The sequence below is a fragment of the Pantoea sp. Lij88 genome (assembly GCF_030062155.1).
Taxonomy (GTDB): Bacteria; Pseudomonadota; Gammaproteobacteria; order Enterobacterales; family Enterobacteriaceae; genus Pantoea.
Map to the genome: position 1 here is coordinate 599,920 of NZ_CP118269.1, position 19,371 is coordinate 619,290.

The following is a 19,371-nucleotide window of genomic DNA, read 5'->3' on the forward strand; positions in this document are numbered from 1 at the left end:
TGCGATCGGACTCTGCCATCCGCGAAGAGCACAGGATTAACCGACGGTAATAACGATCTTATGCCCGACTGGTTTCGCGCTCCGCTTCTGCCTGACAGACGGCGGCGGTAAACAGAATATCCGTTGAGGAGTTCAGTGCGGTTTCCGCCGAATCCTGCAGTACACCGATAATAAAGCCGACCGCGACGACCTGCATCGCCAGATCGTTAGGAATGCCGAACATATTGCAGGCCACCGGAATCAGCAACAGCGAACCACCAGCCACGCCCGATGCACCACAGGCACACAGTGACGCCACCAGACTCAGCAGAATCGCCGTCGGCACATCAATACTGATACCCAGCGTATGCACCGCCGCCAGCGTCAGCACGGTAATCGTGATCGATGCACCCGCCATACTGATGGTCGCGCCCAGTGGAATCGACACCGAATAGGTATCCTCATCCAGATTCAGACGTTTCGCCAGCGCCATATTCACCGGAATGTTGGCGGCAGAACTGCGGGTAAAGAAGGCCGTCACGCCGCTTTCACGCAGGCAGGTAAAGACCAGCGGATAAGGGTTACGGCGGATTTTCTGGAACACCAGCATCGGGTTCACTACCAGCGCCATCAGCACCATACAGCCCAGCAGCAGCGCCAGCAGATGCGCATATTGCCACAGCGCGCCAAAGCCGGTTGAAGCCAGAATCGACGCCACCAGACCAAAAATACCGATGGGTGCGCAGCGGATGACGCAGCGTACCAGCCAGGTCACCGCCTCAGAGGCATCATTGAGGAAGGCGCGGGTAGTGTCACTGCTGTGACGGAACGCCAGCCCGAGGCCAATGGCCCACACCAGAATGCCGATGTAGTTAGCCTGCATCAGGGCCGTGATCGGATTCGACACCATGCTCATCAGCAGTCCACGTAACACCTCGGTAATGCCGGAAGGGGGAACGATTTCCGTGCTGCCCACGGCCAGCGTCAGCGTCTGCGGCATCAGATGGCTGAAGACCACCGCGACAACCGCCGCGAAAAAGGTGCTCAGGAGATAAAGCATGATAATCGGCCGGATATTGGTTTTCTGGCCCTGCTGGTGGTTGGCTATCGAGGCGATCACCAGCATCAGTACCAGTAACGGCGCGACCGCTTTCAGCGCACTGACAAACAGTTCACCCAGCAGACCGACTGCCAGCGCGGCATCGTGTGAAATCCAGGCGAGCGCCACACCGGCGATCAGCCCAATCATGATTTGCTTCACCAGGCTTCCGGCGAGCAGCGTGCCCAGACGTGCGGAGAGAGTTTTCTGCATAATATTTTCTATATTTTGTCGCGGATGTAGTTTCAGACGCGATGTTTTGCATCGGCTAAAACGGTTTGCCCGGCGGAGTATAAGGAAATGACAGGCTGAGAAAAGAGAAAGTTCTGTCAGTGTGGGGCAGGTCGGATTTTTATTATGCTGAATAGTGGAAGTGTGACAGAGGGATGAAATGGCGTGACAGGCTGCCGCAAAATAAAACAGGGGCATCCGCTGCCCCTGCAGGTAATTATGGTGCGATCTTTTTCTGGTCTTTTTTACGGTTAACCCAGGCATTTATCAGCAGCGTTGATGCCAGAATCGCGCCCACCACGCCCAGTGAGATACCGACCGGGATATGGTAAAGGTCAACAATCAGCATCTTAAAGCCGATGAACACCAGCACAATCGCCAGGCCATACTTCAGCATCGAGAAACGTTCCGCCACGTTCGCCAGCAGGAAGTACATGGCGCGCAAACCCAGGATGGCGAACAGGTTTGAGGTCAGCACGATGAACGGGTCGGTGGTCACGGCGAAGATCGCCGGGATACTGTCGACGGCAAAGATCACGTCGCTGAGTTCCACCATGATCAGCACCAGCAGCAGCGGGGTGGCAAACAGCACGCCGTTTTTGCGGGTAAAGAACTTCTCGCCATCGAGATCGTCGGTCATGCGTAAATGCTTACGCAACCAGCGCACCACCGGTTTGTCGCCTACCGCACCGTCATCCTCTTTCGCCAGCGCCATCTTCACGCCGGTAAACAGCAGGAAGGCACCGAACACATAGAGGATCCAGCTGAACTGCGTGACCAGCCAGCTACCCGCGAAGATCATGATGGTACGCAGCACGATAGCGCCTAATACCCCGTAGATCAGCACACGGCGCTGCAAATTGGCCGGAATAGAGAAGTAGCTGAACAGCATCAGCCAGACGAAGACGTTATCCACCGCCAGCGCTTTTTCCAGCACATAACCGGTCAGGAAGGCGAGCGTCTGCGTATTAGCGACTTCACGTCCCGCGCTACCCTCCAGATACCACCAGAAGGCGGCGCTGAACAGCAATGAGACGGAAATCCAGATCAGCGACCAGACAGCCGCCTGTTTGAAAGACATGGTCTGCGCGCCGCGGCGTCCCTGCAACAGCAGGTCGATAGCCAGCATGATCAGCACCACAACCGCAAAGCTGCCCCACAGTAAAGGCGTACCCACAGTTTGCATATTCGTATCCTGTCTTAAAAAGAAAAAAAAACGGCTGAAGTCAGAAGACGTCAGCCGCTTATTTTTGTGTAAGCAAACCTCGCCTTCCGGCAAGGTCTCACTTACAACACAGAAATAGATTCCGGGTTGCCTGATGACCGGATGCTTTCGCAACGTAGTGACGATCAATCAGCTTACAAGTTACTCCCCTTTGCAGGAGGCTAAGTTACGGTTTAGCCGCACAGGAAGCAACACCTCCCAGACATATTTAGAAATATTTACACAGCAGTCTTATCGGCCGGGAAGATCACGCCGGTCTGGCGGCGGATTTCGGTCAGCAGGGCGGCCGTAATGCGAGAAACCTCCAGTCCGGGATGGTCTGCCTGACGCTGCTCAACCAACTGCGCAAACGCGGCCGCTTCATACAGCATGGTGTTGATATGCTGCGGCTCACTCAGCGCCTGCTTTTCAGCACCTCGGGGGATAAAGGTCAGCTGCTGGCACTCCGAAAGCTTTTCAATCACCAGCGCACCCGCTTCACCCTGAATCTCGCTGGGCAGGCTGGAATCACTCACCTTCGAATGCAGAATGGTCACGTCGAAATCGCCGTAGCTCAGCACGACGACGCCATGCGCGTCCACGCCGGTTTCAAGCAGCGTCGCGGTAGCCTGAACACGGTCTGGCTCACCCCACAACGCCACCGCCGAGGCCAGGCAGTAATATCCGATATCCATCACGGAGCCATTCGACCAGCGCGGATCAAAGGTATTCGGGTTCTCGCCGTTGAGATAGCGCGGATAGCGTGAGGAGTACTGGCAGTAACACAGCAGCGCTTTCCGCAGTTTGCCCACGTCAGGCAGCGCCTGTTTCAGCCGCAGGAAGTTCGGCAGGCTGGCGGTTTTAAACGCCTCAAACAGCACCACCTGATGCTCACGGGCGCAGGCGATCATCTGCTCCACTTCCGCCAGATTCGAGGCCAGCGGTTTTTCGCAAATCACATGCTTGCCGTGCGACATAAACAGCAGCGCCTGCTGGCAGTGCAGGGCGTTGGGGCTGGCAAGATAGACCGCATCGATCTCCGGGCTGGCGGCCAGCGCTTCCAGTGAGGTAAAAGTCTGTTTGCAGGGATAATCGGCAATAAAGGTGTCGGCCTGCTCCTGACTGCGTGAATAAACCGCACAGAGCTTCATCGCTCCGGTTTCATGAGCGGCATCAATAAACTGGCGTGTAATCCAGTTTGTTCCCACAATGGCAAAACGAATCACGTCATCTCTCCTGCAGCGTTAAAGCGGCAGAGTAACATCTCCCCGACGCGGTGCAATGGTGTCGGGCGGGCAGGGATTGATCCTGCGATCCGCATTCCAATACTATGCGGAAGCGATGATTTTTTATGGACTAACCAGGGAGCGCAGGTGAAAGCAAGTAAGCACGCATTAAACTGGACCACTCTACTTATTGCCATTCCGGTCGGGTGTGCGGCATCGCTGGTGACGCTGGCCTTTCGCGGCGTGATTGAACTGATCAACCATCTGCTGTTTGCCCGCAGTGGCGAAATAACCGAATCCCTGCATCTCTGGCCGTGGATCTTCTGGCCGCTGCTGGTGGGCGCGGGCGGCGTGCTGGCGGGCTTTTTCCTGCGTTATGCGGTCGCCATTGAGCAGCAGCAGACGGTGAAAACCGATTACCTTGAAGTGATTAACGCCCGGCTCGATGCGGTGCCGACCAAAACCTCGCTGTTCCGCGCCTTATCGTCGATTGCCAGTATCGGCAGCGGCGCGTCGATAGGTAAAGAGGGGCCGATGGTGCAGCTCTCGGCACTGTGTGGCAGCGCAATTGGCCGCCTGTTACCGGCGTCTCTTAACCTGAAAAACAGTGATGTGGTGGCGATGGCGGCCGCAGCGGGCCTCGCATCGGTTTACCATGCGCCGCTGGCCTCGGCGATTTTCGTGGCGGAGATCGCCTTCGGCATTTCCGCGCTGCAGCGGTTGATTCCCCTGATTATTGCCTCGGCGACGGCGGTGATGACCATGTGGACGCTGGGCTTCCGCAGCGCGCTCTATCCGCTGGCGGACGCGAACTTCGGGATGGATCTCAGCAGCCTGCTGATGACGGTCGTCATTGGTTTGTGCGCCGGTCTGGCGGGCTGGATTCTGATTAAATGCATTGCCCGCAGCAAGGTGCTGTTCAGCCGGGTCGCCTCGCTGCCCGTGCGCCTGGGCGCGGGCGGATTCGCCGTAGGTTTACTGGCGCTGATCTCCACCGATATCCTCGGCAACGGTTACGAAGTCATCGTCAAAGTGATGGCGGGCGACTATCTGCTGCCGGGCCTGTTGCTGCTGCTGGTGCTGAAAACCCTCGCCACCAGCCTGTCGGTGGGGTCGAACGCCGTCGGCGGACTCTTTACGCCTTCGCTGCTGATTGGCGCGCTGCTTGGCGTCATTATTGCGACGGTGGGGGCGGCGCTGCATCTGCCGCTCGGCAACGTGCTGCTCTATGCCGCCATTGGCATGGCGGCGGTGCTGGCAGCGGTCAGTCAGGCGCCGTTGATGGCGATGCTGATGGTGCTGGAGATGACGCTCAACAGCAGCCTGCTGTTTCCGCTGATGATTGCCACCGTGCTGGCGTCGATGGTGGTCTATCGCCTGCAATCCGCCAGTACCTATCCGGTCGTGAGTCATCACTTCAGCCGTTCAGAAGCGAAATATGATTTCGATAATATGCGCATTGCCGAGCTGATCATTCCCGGTGCGGCGTTGCAGCCGGAGGAGTCGGTGGGGCAGGCGCTGGCCGTCAGTTCGCTGAAGCGTGAACGCTACGTCTATGTGATCAATGCCGCGGGCGCTTTCCTCGGGGTGGTCTCGATCCACGAGATTTCGCGCCGGGTGCTGGCGCAGGAGATCACCCTCAACTCCCCGGTGCAATGCGTGATGGATCAGGATTTCCCGGTCGTGTTTGAGAATCAGAGTATGCGTGAGGGATGGGAGGCGTTTGCGGCAGTCACGCTGGAGCGGCTGCCGGTGCTGAATAATCCGCAGGAACGACGCTTTCTCGGCGCGCTGACTAAAACCAGTCTGATTCAGAAAGCGCAGGAGTTTCTTTAAGCCGCGTTGCCGCGCATCGCCTGGTCTGTCATCCACAGGCGCGCATCAAATTCGAGCTGGTGGTAATCCGGCTCCATATGGCAGCAGAGCTGGTAGAACGCCTTATCGTGATCTTTCTCTTTCAGGTGTGCCAGCTCATGCACCACGATCATCCGCAGAAACGGCTCCGGCGCCAGACGGAAAAAGGTCGAGATGCGGATTTCCGCTTTCGCCTTGAGCTTGCCGCCCTGAATCCGTGAGATGGCCGTGTGCAGCCCGAGTGCATGCTTCATCACCTTGATTTTGTTATCCCACATCACTTTGCTGATCGGCGGCGCGTTGCGCATATAGCGGTTTTTCAGCGCCTGCGTGTAGTCATACAGCGCTTTATCACTCATCACGTCGTGGGTGTCCGGATAACGTTCCTGCAGAAACGCGCCTAAGCGCTGATGGGCGATCAGCGTCTGAACCTGCTCAAGAAGGGGGGCAGGATAACCCTGAAGGTAGATCAGTGAGGACATTAGGGATTCCAGGCGAAAGACAGTATACTGCGCCCCCGATTTTGGGGCGAAAATCAACCAAAGTGTACCACGCCGGAGAATTCATGAGCCAACTTGAACTGAACGATCGCACACTGATCCTGCATCGCTTCCCGCAGATGCGTGACGAAAGTCCATTACAAGCCTGGGATGCGGCTGATGAATATCTGTTACAGCAGGCGCTGCCGGAAGGCCCGGTGCTGGTCTTCAACGACAGTTTCGGGGCATTAACCTGTGCCCTGAATCCACGCACGGTCTGGCACGTCAGCGACTCCTGGCTGAGCCAGCAGGCCGCCCGTCAGAACCTGACGTTTAACGCGCTGGATGACAGCGAGGTTCACTTTGTTGATAGCCTGGCGGAACTGCCTGCAGCCCCGGCGGCGGTGCTGATCAAGGTGCCGAAAACTCTGGCGCTGCTGGAGCATCAGCTGCGCGCCATTCGTGAAGTCGTTACACCTGATACGGTGATTCTGGCGGCGGCGCGTGCCAAAGAGATCCATAACTCTACCCTGCAGCTGTTCGAACAGATCCTTGGTGAAACTAAAACCTCACTGGCATGGAAAAAAGCGCGCCTGATCTACAGCCAGTTCAGTAAGCCTGAACTGCGTGAGGCCACGCCGACGCTGGTCTGGCCGCTGGATGGCACGCCTTATCAGATTCACAACTACGCCAACGTCTTCTCGCGTTCTTCGCTGGATATCGGCGCACGGCTGTTCGTGCAGCATCTGCCAGAAAACATTGAAGGCGAGATTGTCGATCTGGGCTGCGGCAACGGCGTGGTAGGGCTGGTGGCGCTGGAGCAGAATCCGCAGGCCGAGGTGCATTTCCTTGATGAGTCTTACATGGCGGTCGCTTCCAGCAAGCTTAACGTGGAAGTGAACCGTCCTGATGATCTCGCGCGCTGTCAGTTCCTGGTGAACAACGTGCTGAGCGGCTATCCGTCAGATCGGCTGCACGCGGTGCTGTGCAACCCGCCGTTCCATCAGCAACATGCCGTCACCGATCATCTGGCGTGGCAGATGTTCCGCGATGCCAAACGCTGCCTTCAGTATGGCGGCGAGTTGCGCATTGTCGGCAACCGCCACCTCGATTATCACCACAAGCTGAAGAAGCTGTTCGGCAACTGCACGCTGATCGCCTCTAACCAGAAGTTTGTGGTGCTGCGCGCGGTGAAAATGCGCTAGTCAGACCGTCAGGGCCAGCTGCGTCGCCTGCGCAATCGCGCGGCGGGCATCCAGTTCCTGCGCCACATCTGCACCGCCTATCACCGTCACCACCTGTCCTTTTGCACGCAGCGCGGCTTCCAGTTCGCGCTGCGGCTCCTGCCCGGCACAGATAATGACGTTATCGACCTCCAGCAGCAGCGTTTCGCCGTTGCGCCGCAGGTGCAGCCCGCTGTCATCTATTGCCAGATACTCCACGCTGCCCCACATCTCCACGCCGCGCGCCTGCAGACTGGCGCGATGGATCCAGCCGGTGGTTTTTGCCAGCCCGGCACCGGGTTTCCCCGAGCGACGCTGCAGCAGCCAGATTTGCCGTAATGCGGCAGGTGGCTCAGGCTTCATCACGCCGCCGCGCTGCGTCAGGCTGTGGTCGATGCCCCATTCCGCGTAAAACGCCGCCCGATCCTCGTCATGTGAGGCCTGCGACAGATACTCCGCCACATCAAAGCCAATGCCGCCTGCGCCAATAATGGCCACCCGTTTACCCACCGGACGCTTATCGCGCAGCACCTCCAGATAACTCAGCACGCTGGAATGATCGATGCCCGGAATATCAGGTGTACGCGGCTGAATGCCGGTCGCCAGCACCACTTCGTCGGCGTCACTCAGCTGATCCGCCGTGACCCGGCAGCCGGTCTGAACCGTCACGCCCGCGGCTGACAGCTGATTGCGGAAATAGCGCAGCGTTTCGCTGAACTCAGATTTGCCCGGGATCTGCCGGGCAATATTGAACTGGCCGCCAATCTCCGGCGCGGCCTCATAGAGCGTCACCTGATGGCCACGCTGCGCCGCCTGCAGCGCAAATGCCATCCCGGCCGGACCGGCGCCCACCACCGCCAGCCTGCGCGGTGCTGGGCTGGCAATAACCGGCATCAGCGACTCATGACAGGCGCGCGGATTGACCAGGCAGGAGGTGATTTTACCGGCGAACACCTGGTCGAGGCAGGCCTGATTACAGGCAATGCAGGTATTGATGCTGTCTGGTTCGCCGCGCTGCGCTTTGCTGACAAAGGCGGGGTCGGCGAGGAAAGGACGCGCCATCGACACCATATCGGCACAGCCCGACTGCAACAGCTCCTCAGCGACGGCGGGATGGTTGATGCGGTTGGTGGCGATGACCGGCACCGAAACATGGGCGCGCAGGCGCTGCGTCACCCAGGCAAAAGCCGCGCGCGGCACGCAGGTGGCGATGGTCGGGATGCGCGCCTCGTGCCAGCCGATGCCGGTATTGAACAGCGTGACGCCGCACTGCTCCAGCTCGCCCGCCAGCAGCAGCGTCTCCTCCAGCGAGCTGCCCTCTTCGATCAGATCGAGCATCGACAGCCGGAAGATGATGATAAAGGCGTCGCCGGTCGCGGCGCGAACCGCGCGGGTAATCGCCAGCGCGAACTGCATCCGCTGCCGGAAGTCGCCGCCCCAGCGATCGGTGCGCTGATTGGTGTGCCTCACCAGAAACTGATTAATCAGGTAGCCTTCGGAACCCATGATCTCCACACCATCGTAACCCGCCTGCTGTGCCAGCCGGGCGCAGCGGGCAAAGTCATCAATGGTCTGTTCAATCGCCGCCTCGCTCATCGCCTGTGGCGTAAACGGGTTAATCGGTGCCTGGCGTGCCGAGGGCGCAACCAGGTCGGGCTGATAGCTGTAACGGCCGGTATGCAGGATCTGCAGGGCGATTTTGCCCTGATGCTGATGCACCGCCTCTGTGATCTGCCGGTGCCAGCTGCACTGCGCCTCGTCGGTGAGCATCGCGCCATGCGCGGTCGTGACCCCCTGCGCATTAGGGGCAATGCCGCCGGTAACGATCAGCGCCACGCCTTCCCGCGCCCGCTCGCCGTAGAACGCCGCCAGGCGGGCTGCGCCATCCGGATGCTCTTCCAGGCCAGTGTGCATTGAGCCCATCAGAAAGCGGTTTTTCAGTCGGGTAAAGCCAAGGTCCAGCGGCGTAAACAGCGCAGGATAATCAGGATTGGCGGACATAATTGTCACTCACAGTGAAGTGGTCGGATGAGTTTACTCTAGCCACTTCTGCGTTAAAAAAAAGTGAAAGAATGTCAGGGTGTGAGTGAAATCATAAACAACAGCAGGCGAGCAGGGTGCAGGGGCCTGTGTCTCAGGCCGAACCGCCCTGCGTGGCTTTTGATGTTCCGTTAACGCCGCCGGATCCATGAATAGCGCGAGCGATAGCCGCTGCCATGGTGGGTATTAAAGCGGTAGCTGGAACCGCCCTCGGCCATGCAATAGGTGCAGACATTGACATTATCAATCTGCGTGGCCGGCACACCTGCGTTCACAAGCAACTGCGTTGCCAGCGCCGGCAGATCGAACCAGACGCCCTGCTGGTGGGCAGAAGCCTGTGGGCGTTGTGCCAGAGAATTTACCGGCTGGTCCCGGTGCCAGCGCAGCCCGGGGGCAAACGCCGGGTCCTGCGCAATCTCTGCCAGCTGCGGTTCGGCCAGCTCATAGCAGCAGGGCCCCATTGCCGGGCCAATCGCCACCACCAGGTCCTGCGGCTCGCAACCCATTTCGCCCAGCTTTTCCACGGCGCGGGTCAGCACACCCGCCAGCGTGCCCCTGAGTCCGGCATGCACGGCCGCTACGATCCGCTGCTGGCGATCGGCGAACAGTACCGGCAGGCAATCGGCGGTGTAGACCGCCACCGGGCGCGTCCCGCAGCCGATCACGCCATCGGACTCGCAGCTTTTGGGCGGGATGTTCTCACTATCGGTGACCACGGTCGCGCTGTGGCGCTGATGCCCGTAGGCGGCATCGGCGGGAGGCGGCTCACCGGCGGGCTGAAACGCATAATCGAGCCACTCCAGTGAATCGAGCAACGGCGAGCGCGGGATCACGGCCATAAGAATCTCCTGTTATAACAGCGTGCGTTGGGCTGCCCACAGCTTACGTTAACTGCTACATTTTTGAAGCTTCTCCTCAGACCTTTCTCACCTTAAGGATGAAATGATGAAAACCTCCGCAAAACTCGCTGCATCCGGACTGGTCGCGCTGCTGCTGACCGGTTGCGCCTCGTCAACACATCAGACCGCGCAACAGCAACTCGGCCAGCAATCGGTGCTGGCGGTAAACTGGTTCCAGCAGTCTGGCGAATATCAGGCGCTGACCTGGCAGGCGTTTAACACCGCGCGCATGGCGTTTGATCAGGCGCCGTCGCTGACCGGCAAACCCAAAGCGGTGATTGTCGATCTGGATGAAACCATGCTGGATAACAGCGCTTACAGCGCGTGGCAGGCGAAGAATGGCCAGCCGTTCAGCAGCAAAACGTGGTCAGCCTGGACGCAGGCGCGTCAGGCGAAAGCGGTGCCGGGCGCAGTCGGGTTCGCGCGTCATGTAACAGAGAATGGCGGCACGCTGTTTTATGTGTCGAACCGCGATCAGAAAGATTACGCCGCGACGGTCGCCAATATGCAGCAGCTTGGCTTCCCGAACGTCAGCGATCAAACGGTACGTCTGAATACCGACAGCTCCAACAAGCAGGCGCGTTTCGATGCCATCAAAAACGCGGGCTATAACGTCGTGCTCTACGTCGGCGATAACCTCAACGATTTCGGTGGGGCGACCTGGCACAAGGGTAATCAGACGCGTCGCGATTTCGTGAATCTCAACCATCAGCAGTTTGGTACGCAGTTCATCGTGCTGCCGAACCCTCTTTACGGTGACTGGGAGAGCGGAATGGCGGAAAACTACAATAAACTGACACCGGAACAGCAGCTGTCGGTGCGGGAATCACGCCTGCAAAGCTGGAACGGTAAATAATTCGTCAAGAAAAAGAGCCTGCTCGTTCAGGCTCTGTTTAGAATTGGTCCTGATTTACTTACCGCCGTCACTATTTTCCTGCAAATTAAATTAATCATCTCTTGCTCCCTTCTTATCTCCATACAGGTCTATCTGACTGCCTTAAAGCAATTAGGCTGGTGGATTGTGCTAATGGTTAATTTTTTAATTAAGAGGATTCCTGGTGGAAAAGGGGCGGCCTGGTATGGCATTGAATATCCCCTCTGTTAATGCTTGTATTTATTTGTCAGCAGTAACTTTAGTTTATTTTCTTCTCTGTTTTAGTTTATTGATTTTATTCGTTTAAAAATGAATTCCGTTTATTCCGCGCTATCTCTCCCCCTTAATTAAATTTACGTAAGCCTGACTTTTACTGACGCTTAATTGACAAAAGCGGCGATGTTAAAGCGCTGTGAAATATTGCCCGTGCATTGGCAATGGTTAGCGTCTATAACCTTTTTCTGTGACTCAGTTCTTAATTACCTGGCGGCTCTCGCTTTATTTGTGAGCCGATACACTTTGTGGTTAGCCAGGATGCGACATCCCGGTAGTAGAGAGAAGATGATTGTGACGACACTTAAACCCTTATTAGCGAAAAATCGCAGTTGGGCATTACAGCGCCGCCAGCGTAACCCGGATTATTTTAAAAAATTCCTTCATCAACAAAAACCGCACTCACTCTGGATAGGTTGCTCTGATAGTCGCGTGCCGGCTGAGGTATTAACCGGCTCCCATCCTGGCGAACTCTTTGTGCATCGTAATATCGCCAATATGGTGATTGAAGAGGACGACAATTTACAGAGCGTGCTGCAATACGCGCTCTTCTTTCTCGGCGTAAAACGCATCGTATTAAGCGGCCACTATGGCTGCGGTGGGGTAGAAGCCGCGCAGAATCTGCCGGGCAGTGTGCTGGACGGGCAGGAGAGCGCGCTGGCGAGACGCATTCAGACGCTGCGTCATGATATTCAGGAAGGTCTGGCAGACAGTCCCGCCTCAGACGCGGAACCGGGTGAACAGCTCGATCGGCTGGTTGAGGCCAACGTTAAGGCGCAATTCGCCAGACTGGTGAAATCTGAACCGGTCCGGCAAATCTGGCAATCGGGCCAGGAACTGGAGGTGTTTGGTTGTGTTTATGACCTGCGCTCCGGCCATCTCAAAGAGCTGATTCATCAATCTGCAGAGGAGCCTTCCTTATGAACCTCGATACCCTGCGCCGCGACATCCCGGCAGGTCTGGTGGTGTTTCTGGTCGCTTTACCGCTCTGTCTTGGCATCGCCCAGGCCAGCGGATTACCCCCGTTTGCCGGTCTCCTGACCGGTGTGATTGGCGGCCTGGTGGTCACCTCCCTGAGTCCGTCCCGGTTTGCCGTCAGCGGCCCGGCGGCGGGCCTGGTCACCATCGTCGTCGCCTCAATGGCATCACTCGGCAGCTTCTCTGCCTTTCTCACCGCGCTGATTATCGCCGGGGCACTGCAATGTCTGTTTGGCCTGCTGCGCGCCGGACGGTTTATTTCGCTGGTGCCGGGCAGCGTCATCAAAGGGATGCTGGCGGCGATCGGTTTGCTGCTGATCATGCAGCAGATTCCGGTGGCGCTGGGTGCCGCTGGCGATGCGGAGCTGGTATCGCTGGTGACCGGAGAGATGACCTTCTCACTGCCCGCCATCCTGGTGGCGGGTGTCGGCCTGGCCATTTTGTGTTTCTGGACGACCGCGCCGGTGAAACGGATCAAAGCGCTCGCCTGGATCCCCGGCCCGCTGATTGCCGTGCTGATAGGTTGTCTGGCGACCGTCGTGGGAGGGCGACTCTTCCCTGAGATGACCCAGGGACTGGCGCGCATTTCGCTGCCCGCTTTTGACAGTGTCTCCGCGCTGGTGGCTGAGCTGGAAACGCCCGACTGGATGGCCTGGCAGAATCCGCAGGTCTGGGTGGTTGCGGTAACGCTGGCACTGGTCGCCAGTCTGGAGACCCTGCTGAGTCAGGAGGCGCTGAAGAAACTGCGTCCTCAGACGCCCGCGCCGTCGCCCAACAAAGAGATGTTCGCACAGGGTATCGGTAATCTGGCGGCCGGTTTTCTGGGTGCGATGCCGATAACGGCGGTGATCGTCCGCAGTTCAGTTAACGTCAGTGCGGGCGCACAGACCAAACTGTCGATCTTCATTCACGGTGTGCTGCTGCTGATTTGCGGCATGTGGTTCAGCGAGATGCTGAACGCCATTCCGCTGGCCAGCCTTGCCGCCGTTCTGCTCTACACCGGTTATAAACTGGCGACCCCCAAACTGTTTATTGAGCAGTTCCGGATGGGCGCACAGCAGTACGTGCCGTTTCTGGCCACCATCGTCGGGATTATCACGCTGGGCATGCTGGTCGGTATTGGTATCGGCATCGGCACGCAGATCCTCTATAGCATCTATAAGAGCCATCGCAACGCGCTGCAGCTCACCCGTTATGACGATCACTACGTGCTGCGCTTTCAGCAGAACCTGACCTTTATGCACAATCCGAAGCTGCAGGGATTGCTGGATGAGATCCCGGAGAACAGTGTAGTCATCGTCGATAACGACAATGCGGAATATATCGATCCCGACGTCAAAGCAGTGCTGAAAGATTTTGGCGATAACGCCGACAAACGCGGCATTCGCCTGAGTCAGTGGCCGGTTGCGGTAAAATAGCGTTTAACGCAACGGTAAAGTCGTCAGAGAGACAAAAATCGGATATCTCGGATATCCGATTTTTTTATTTGCGGGGCATAATAAGGCCCCAATTTTTACTGTCATCTGATGGGGTCAGACTCGTCAGGATAACGCCTGAATCAGCCCTCGGAATAAGGTCTTATCGCCGGATGACATTGAGGGTATCCAGGATTCAATCATTCTGACACCACGCGCCTGTCCGGGCTGACGTGGACAGCCAGCCTCTCTGCGACAAGGTCCGGATGTATGCGCATACAGCTGTTTGAAGAGCACAACGCTAAGAAGAACGTATTCTCGCTGTTTTTAGTCACGTTGCTGTTTAGCTTTATCGGCGGACACCTGCGCATCCCACAGGAGCTGTCACTGTTCTGGCCGGTTAACGCGATTCTCACTGGCGTCATTGTCCGTAATCCTTTTCTGCATCGGACCCGCTATTACCTCGCCATCTTTGCTGCGATGGTGTTTAACTACACCGTTTTTTCAGGCTGGGCGCTCTCTGCCTTCACTCTCAACCTGGCGAACCTGCTGTTTGTGCTGGTAGCAGTAACCCTACTGGTAAAACATCTTCAGCACGACTCCGGCAGCGAACGTATTACCAATGTGCTGCGTATTTTCCCGGCCTGCCTGCTGGCCGCGCTGGCCTGTGCCAGCTGGGGTGCGCTGGCTCAGCAGGCTGATTTCACGGCCGGACTGGCGACGGCATGGGGGGACTGGTTCAGCGAGCAGTTCTCCACCGGTCTGATGGTGCTGCCCTTTATGCTGACGCGCGACTGGTCATCGCTGTCACCCCGCCAGTTTTTACAGATGCGCAAGCTGGCACCGGTGATCGCCGTCATTCTTTCGATGATGATCGGGACGATGATGGGCGTCACGGGCAGCCTGACGTTTCCTGTTCCGGCGCTGGTGTGGTGCGCCGTCGTGTTGCCGATGCCGCTGACCAGCCTGGTGATTCTGCTGGCCGGTATTGCGGAGATCATTCTGGTCTCCCATGGGGTAATGAGCATGCGGGGCGATGAGACGCTGCTGCCGATCAGCCATCTGACCTCGGTGCGGCTGGGCGTGGCGACTATCGCCATCAGCCCACTGATTGTGGCCGCGAGCATGGATGCGATTCGTCAGCTGAATCAGCGTCTGGCGCTGCGCGCGAATTACGATTTCCTGACCCGGCTGCTGTCGCGTTCCGGTTTATATGAAAACCTGCGTGCGGAGCCTATCTTCCCGGACCGCAAAGCGGGCGTGATCCTGCTGGATGTCGACTACTTCAAAGCGATTAACGACAACTTTGGTCATGATGCCGGTGACAGCGTGCTGGAAGAGATTGCGCGCCGGATGCAGAAAGTTGTGGGGAAAGAGGGGCGCATCTGCCGTTTTGGCGGAGAGGAGTTTGTGGTGGTGCTGTTCGATCAGAACCCCGAAAAGCTCTATTTCCTGGCCGAGAGCATCCGCCAGAAGATGGCGAAAGAGAAGTTCTGGCTGCAGGGCAGTACGGCCACGGTGACCGTCAGCGTGGGGCTGGCACATGGTTGTGCGGGTGAGGCGACGGAGTGGCACCGCGTAATCAACCGGCTGATCTCTTCGGCAGATAAAAACCTTTATCTGTCGAAACGCAATGGCCGTAATCAGACTTCACCGGTTAACTACCGCGCCATCACCAGCGACGTGGCATAGCGCCACGCCGTCGGGTTCAGTCAGCTGACGCTGCTTTTCAGCGTGCTGGCCTGCTGGTGGCGCTCAATTGCCAGGTCGATCAGACGGCTGATCAGATCCTGATAGCTCAGACCCGCCGCCTGCCAGAGTTTCGGGTACATGCTGATATTGGTGAAGCCGGGCAGGGTATTGACTTCATTAACGATGATCCCGCCATCATCGGTCAGGAACACATCGACGCGCGCCATGCCAAAGCACTCCAGCGCGGAGAAAGCTTTGATGGCGACCTCACGGATTGCAACGCTGGTTTCCGCGGCAATGGCCGCCGGAACCACCGTCTGCGCGCCGCTTTCAGAGATGTATTTGGTGTCATAAGAGTAGAAGGCGTCGTGCACCACCACTTCGCCGCAGGGACTGGCTTCAGGCGCATCGTTGCCCAGCACCGCACACTCGATCTCACGGCCTTTGATGCCCTGTTCAATCAGTACTTTGCGGTCAAAGGAGAAGGCCAGCGCCAGCGCGGCATCAAACTCTTCAATGCTGTCCACTTTGCTGACGCCCACTGAAGAACCCTGGTTAGCGGGTTTGATAAACAGCGGCAGGCCAAAGCGGGCAATCACGGCTGCGGCGTCCAGTTGCGCGCGCTGTGCCTGGGTGACGCTGAGCCACGGCGCGACGTTAAGCCCGGCATCGCGTAACAAACGTTTGGTGAAATCTTTGTCCATGCTGACCGCAGAACCCAGCACGTCGGAACCGACGAAGGGTAGCGAGGCCATGCGCAGCAGGCCCTGCAGGGAACCATCTTCACCCAGCGTACCGTGCACAATCGGGAAGATAACGTCGATCTGCGACAGCGGATGGGCGTTGTGGCGGGTGATGATCTGCTGCTGCGTATTACCCGGCACCAGCGCCACATCTTCAGCGGCGTGATTTAGCGCGATCAGCGCCGGATTTTCAGCGTTCAGTAAGAAATTCGACGCATCATTCAGACGCCAGTGTCCCTGTTTATCGATACCCAGCAACACCACGTCAAACCTGGTCTTGTCGATCGCCTCAAGGATATTTTTGGCCGACTGCAACGACACCTCATGCTCAGCTGATTTGCCGCCAAACACGATCCCTACCCGCAACTTTGTCATCAATTTTGCCCACTGAAAAAATCAAAAACACAAGATAGCATGGGGTTTGCGGAGGAGAACAGGGTGGGGGAGGGAATTGTGGGCAAGGGGGACGGCTTTGCGATTCTGTCGGCGTTAGAGGGTTAAGACGGCACTTCAGTACCGGTTGCGAGCGCAGAAGTGCAGGAGGAGTGTGAAGTTGATTGGCGGTCTGGAAGCGCTGTTAAGACTGCTATTTTCGCAGCGCTTCAGAAAATGGCTCAGTAAGGTTGAAAGCATTTACCCTAATCGAGCGATACGCGATCTGGCATCGTCAAGATGGCGGCGTAATGCCTCAAGGCAAGGCGCAAAACTGGCAGAAAAGCGATCGCAACGGCAGGCTAAAGTATAAAATTTCTCAGCAAGTTCCAGCGCTTCCAGCCAGATATCTCCACTGATGACATCCGACAGTGATGCTGGCCTGAGCTCATTCACGATTGCGCCACCTGCTCTGGGAGCGAAACCCATAGGCAGAACGTCATAGGCTGGCGCAAGGGAATAGGGGCGGCCATGACTACTGATGAACGACAGATTTCCGTGGTGCATGTCGGTGTTACCAATTAGTGTTCCGAATGCCCAGAGCCGGGCGGTACTGGCGGCGGCCTCAGGATGAACATGCTTCTGCCCGACAAGTTTATTCACCAGAACCGGCCAGATGGCACTGGCATTACCCACAAATTCAGCATCAAGCGCCCGAAGCGAGAAAATGCCGATACGACCCAACAGTCCAGCGCGGTCGAATCGGGGGATTTCGAGGAAGCGTTGACCGTCAAAATCAAATACCTCTGTCTTCACACCAAGCACCTCTAGTGCAAAATGTTCGGCCAGTAAAAGGTCGCGCCAGCGTTCACTGACCGGGTTATCGTCTGTGGCCGAGAACTTAACCAGTACATGCCCCTGGTCCGTAAAGGTACAGAATTTTGGCTGTTCACCACCTGCAGACGAGCCGGGCGCTTCACCGGCTCCCGCCGCCACAGCCAGAGCCGGAAATGTTGTGGCGCGCTCAACCGGAACAGGCTCTGACATCTGCAGGAACCGATCCCGTGCCTGCTCACCTATCAGCAGGTTTCCGATAGCATCATGACCTTGTGCCAGCAGTGCCCTGACCACTTCAGAGTCTGCCCATTGCTCTGGATTCGCCGGCAAACCTAGTCCAGCGGCATACGTCGATGCATAGGCTCGACCGAGATAACCCTGTGGGCGCATGTCAAACAGCCACCACGGCAGCCCGTCACTATGGAGACTGACTTTGTCGGTCTGCTGCATAACAAATCCGTCCGGGCGGACCGGAATCAACTCACCAAGGGGTTTAACGCGGCCCTCATCGCTGATGCGATAGATAGGTGCAGAATTGAACCCACGCCAGGTATCACGTAAAGCATATTGAATAGATGGACCCGCGCCGATTCGGATAATTTCATCGCCAAAATTATTTAATGCACGAGACAATGTAGGCTGGCTGACTCCTAATTTTTCAAGGAGTTGCCTTGCTGGCATTGGCCCCTGGCTAAGCAACTGGCGTATCGTTTCGGAGCGATCAGGCATGGTTTTGAATGGCTCGATGAATAGATTTATGAATAGGTATTTTATCAGGGAAAGGGAGGGAAATCACTTTTACTTGGGTATGGATAATCATCGCTATTACTGAAAGCTCTTAATGAGTTTTATGGTGTTGAGGGAGGATTAGCTGAGGTTGGGAGCGTGAAGATTTGAAGTGTTCAGACATGTAGCTTAGAGGGACATCAGACTGCATTATCTATCTTGTCCAAGAGTCGTTATTACGTACCAAAATCTGTGTCCGGGTTTATCACCCGAGTCTTCTGGAATACAAAAAGGACCTACGCTGTGAACGTAAGTCCTTAAAATTTTTGGTGGCCCCTGCTGGGCTTGAACCAGCGACCAAGCGATTATGAGTCCCAATTCGAAGCGAGCGAAATCAGTAACTTACTGATTTTTATGTTTTCTTTAGGCCGAATAGTAATGAAAAGTGGCACATAGCGTTGAGCTCTGCTGCCACTTGAGTGTAACTATAAAATATAAATTCATTTAAAATATGAAACTTTATAGATTATTGTTAGAAATAAAATTTGGGCAGCTATCAATATATCATGGGGCGTAAATTTTTTTTCAACTTTAAAATAACAACCCCATTTTTAACCAGCTAAAGCTGTAGCAGTGCTTTCCAAATGCTCCATGTAAAAAGTTAATATTTCTTTATTTCTGCTTGGCCCTTTAGTTGGTATCTTAGACAAGAATTCTCCAGAGGAAGGTTGTGTCATGGGCATAGTATGTAGGAACTCTATTACAACTTTATTAAAATCAACCAAACTTTCAGATGAATTGTGAGCTATATGATTTCGGATTTTTTTAGCGGAGATTAAATGTGTCATAGAAGATGATATGGCATTTTTTATTGGGTTTTCCCCATCAATATAAGTTTCCGCACGTTTAATTACAGTCATTGGTGCTGTCCAATCCAAATAAGGTTGTGAAGATGTGATCATTGCGCGAGCATGAAGCTTATCTCTTGGTCTCAAATATGTTGTCATTTGGGTTCCACTATGCGTACTTTCACCTGATAAGTATTTTATAAAGATATTTTCAAGCAGGTTTTCGTAAGCTCTATATATACGTAAAAAAATCGCTTCATATAGTAGGCTCCTTTCGTCGTTCGTCATATTTGAAGCCGTCTGATTCGCTTTTGTTCGCAGTGAGGCCGCTTGAGCTATTGCGGCTCTAAATTCATTGAGATCATCGATTACAGGCATT

Annotated in this window: 15 protein-coding genes; 6 read left to right on the forward strand and 9 right to left on the reverse strand. The window is 56.1% G+C overall.

Features of this window, described 5'->3' with window-relative positions:
- Nucleotides 1-58: 58 nt before the first annotated feature.
- The 3 genes from sstT to PU624_RS06785 all read right to left on the reverse strand — a co-directional run bounded on the left by sstT (nucleotide 59) and on the right by PU624_RS06785 (nucleotide 3,739).
- A complete protein-coding gene (sstT, locus tag PU624_RS06775) occupies nucleotides 59-1,291 on the reverse strand; it encodes a serine/threonine transporter SstT (RefSeq protein ID WP_283547032.1) in 1,233 nt (410 codons plus the stop codon).
- A gap of 235 nt (nucleotides 1,292-1,526) precedes the next feature.
- Complete coding sequence (locus PU624_RS06780; RefSeq protein WP_283547033.1) at nucleotides 1,527-2,495, reverse strand: TerC family protein; 969 nt, start codon at nucleotides 2,493-2,495, stop codon at nucleotides 1,527-1,529.
- 257 nt (nucleotides 2,496-2,752) lie between these two features.
- Nucleotides 2,753-3,739, reverse strand: a complete 987-nt coding sequence (locus tag PU624_RS06785; RefSeq protein ID WP_283547034.1) for a Gfo/Idh/MocA family protein — start codon at nucleotides 3,737-3,739, stop codon at nucleotides 2,753-2,755.
- Between the two features lie 147 nt (nucleotides 3,740-3,886).
- On the opposite strand from PU624_RS06785, the gene PU624_RS06790 reads away from it, so the two are divergent.
- Nucleotides 3,887-5,575, forward strand: a complete 1,689-nt coding sequence (locus PU624_RS06790; RefSeq protein WP_283547035.1) for a chloride channel protein — start codon at nucleotides 3,887-3,889, stop codon at nucleotides 5,573-5,575.
- Here the strand turns inward: PU624_RS06790 and PU624_RS06795 are convergent.
- A complete protein-coding gene (locus PU624_RS06795; protein WP_003850199.1) occupies nucleotides 5,572-6,075 on the reverse strand; it encodes a M48 metallopeptidase family protein in 504 nt (167 codons plus the stop codon). The genes PU624_RS06790 and PU624_RS06795 overlap by 4 nt on opposite strands.
- A gap of 83 nt (nucleotides 6,076-6,158) precedes the next feature.
- Here PU624_RS06795 and rlmG point away from each other — a divergent pair, with 83 nt between their 5' ends.
- On the forward strand, nucleotides 6,159-7,277 hold the full coding sequence (gene rlmG, locus PU624_RS06800; protein WP_283547036.1) for a 23S rRNA (guanine(1835)-N(2))-methyltransferase RlmG: 1,119 nt from the start codon (nucleotides 6,159-6,161) through the stop codon (nucleotides 7,275-7,277).
- Here rlmG and PU624_RS06805 read toward each other — a convergent pair whose 3' ends face one another.
- Nucleotides 7,278-9,296: an NADPH-dependent 2,4-dienoyl-CoA reductase gene (locus PU624_RS06805; RefSeq protein WP_283547037.1), complete on the reverse strand. Its 2,019-nt coding sequence runs from the start codon at nucleotides 9,294-9,296 to the stop codon at nucleotides 7,278-7,280.
- Between the two features lie 170 nt (nucleotides 9,297-9,466).
- Nucleotides 9,467-10,174: a purine nucleoside phosphorylase YfiH/LACC1 family protein gene (locus tag PU624_RS06810; RefSeq protein ID WP_283547038.1), complete on the reverse strand. Its 708-nt coding sequence runs from the start codon at nucleotides 10,172-10,174 to the stop codon at nucleotides 9,467-9,469.
- A gap of 106 nt (nucleotides 10,175-10,280) precedes the next feature.
- Between PU624_RS06810 and PU624_RS06815 the strand changes: the two genes are divergently transcribed.
- From PU624_RS06815 to PU624_RS06830, 4 genes are all read left to right on the forward strand, one after another.
- Complete coding sequence (locus PU624_RS06815; protein WP_283547946.1) at nucleotides 10,281-11,090, forward strand: 5'-nucleotidase, lipoprotein e(P4) family; 810 nt, start codon at nucleotides 10,281-10,283, stop codon at nucleotides 11,088-11,090.
- 579 nt (nucleotides 11,091-11,669) lie between these two features.
- Nucleotides 11,670-12,305 carry a carbonic anhydrase gene (locus tag PU624_RS06820; RefSeq protein ID WP_283547039.1) on the forward strand — a complete coding sequence of 212 codons (636 nt, stop codon included), beginning with the start codon at nucleotides 11,670-11,672 and terminating at the stop codon, nucleotides 12,303-12,305.
- Nucleotides 12,302-13,777, forward strand: a complete 1,476-nt coding sequence (locus tag PU624_RS06825) for a SulP family inorganic anion transporter (RefSeq protein WP_283547040.1) — start codon at nucleotides 12,302-12,304, stop codon at nucleotides 13,775-13,777. The genes PU624_RS06820 and PU624_RS06825 overlap by 4 nt, the downstream gene beginning before the upstream one ends.
- 267 nt (nucleotides 13,778-14,044) lie before the next feature.
- The gene (locus PU624_RS06830) at nucleotides 14,045-15,466 is read left to right on the forward strand and encodes a GGDEF domain-containing protein (protein WP_283547041.1); all 1,422 of its coding nucleotides are present in this window, start codon (nucleotides 14,045-14,047) and stop codon (nucleotides 15,464-15,466) included.
- Between the two features lie 20 nt (nucleotides 15,467-15,486).
- Here the strand turns inward: PU624_RS06830 and ddlA are convergent, their stop codons facing one another.
- The 3 genes from ddlA to PU624_RS06845 form a co-directional block, all read right to left on the reverse strand.
- Nucleotides 15,487-16,584, reverse strand: coding sequence for a D-alanine--D-alanine ligase (gene ddlA / locus PU624_RS06835; protein ID WP_283547042.1), 1,098 nt, complete (start codon nucleotides 16,582-16,584; stop codon nucleotides 15,487-15,489).
- A gap of 258 nt (nucleotides 16,585-16,842) precedes the next feature.
- A complete protein-coding gene (gene yjjJ, locus PU624_RS06840) occupies nucleotides 16,843-18,147 on the reverse strand; it encodes a type II toxin-antitoxin system HipA family toxin YjjJ (RefSeq protein ID WP_283547043.1) in 1,305 nt (434 codons plus the stop codon).
- 608 nt (nucleotides 18,148-18,755) lie between these two features.
- Nucleotides 18,756-19,370, reverse strand: a complete 615-nt coding sequence (locus PU624_RS06845) for a hypothetical protein (RefSeq protein WP_283547044.1) — start codon at nucleotides 19,368-19,370, stop codon at nucleotides 18,756-18,758.
- Nucleotide 19,371 lies beyond the last annotated feature (1 nt).

Coding starts and splice junctions, on each gene's coding strand:
- rlmG (WP_283547036.1), top strand. CDS start 6,159: ATGAGCCAACTTGAACTGAACGATCGCACACTGATCCTGCATCGCTTC.
- PU624_RS06805 (WP_283547037.1), bottom strand. CDS start 9,296: ATGTCCGCCAATCCTGATTATCCTGCGCTGTTTACGCCGCTGGACCTT.
- sstT (WP_283547032.1), bottom strand. CDS start 1,291: ATGCAGAAAACTCTCTCCGCACGTCTGGGCACGCTGCTCGCCGGAAGC.
- PU624_RS06795 (WP_003850199.1), bottom strand. CDS start 6,075: ATGTCCTCACTGATCTACCTTCAGGGTTATCCTGCCCCCCTTCTTGAG.
- PU624_RS06820 (WP_283547039.1), top strand. CDS start 11,670: ATGATTGTGACGACACTTAAACCCTTATTAGCGAAAAATCGCAGTTGG.
- PU624_RS06780 (WP_283547033.1), bottom strand. CDS start 2,495: ATGCAAACTGTGGGTACGCCTTTACTGTGGGGCAGCTTTGCGGTTGTG.
- PU624_RS06830 (WP_283547041.1), top strand. CDS start 14,045: ATGCGCATACAGCTGTTTGAAGAGCACAACGCTAAGAAGAACGTATTC.
- PU624_RS06825 (WP_283547040.1), top strand. CDS start 12,302: ATGAACCTCGATACCCTGCGCCGCGACATCCCGGCAGGTCTGGTGGTG.
- yjjJ (WP_283547043.1), bottom strand. CDS start 18,147: ATGCCTGATCGCTCCGAAACGATACGCCAGTTGCTTAGCCAGGGGCCA.
- ddlA (WP_283547042.1), bottom strand. CDS start 16,584: ATGACAAAGTTGCGGGTAGGGATCGTGTTTGGCGGCAAATCAGCTGAG.
- PU624_RS06810 (WP_283547038.1), bottom strand. CDS start 10,174: ATGGCCGTGATCCCGCGCTCGCCGTTGCTCGATTCACTGGAGTGGCTC.
- PU624_RS06845 (WP_283547044.1), bottom strand. CDS start 19,370: ATGCCTGTAATCGATGATCTCAATGAATTTAGAGCCGCAATAGCTCAA.
- PU624_RS06815 (WP_283547946.1), top strand. CDS start 10,281: ATGAAAACCTCCGCAAAACTCGCTGCATCCGGACTGGTCGCGCTGCTG.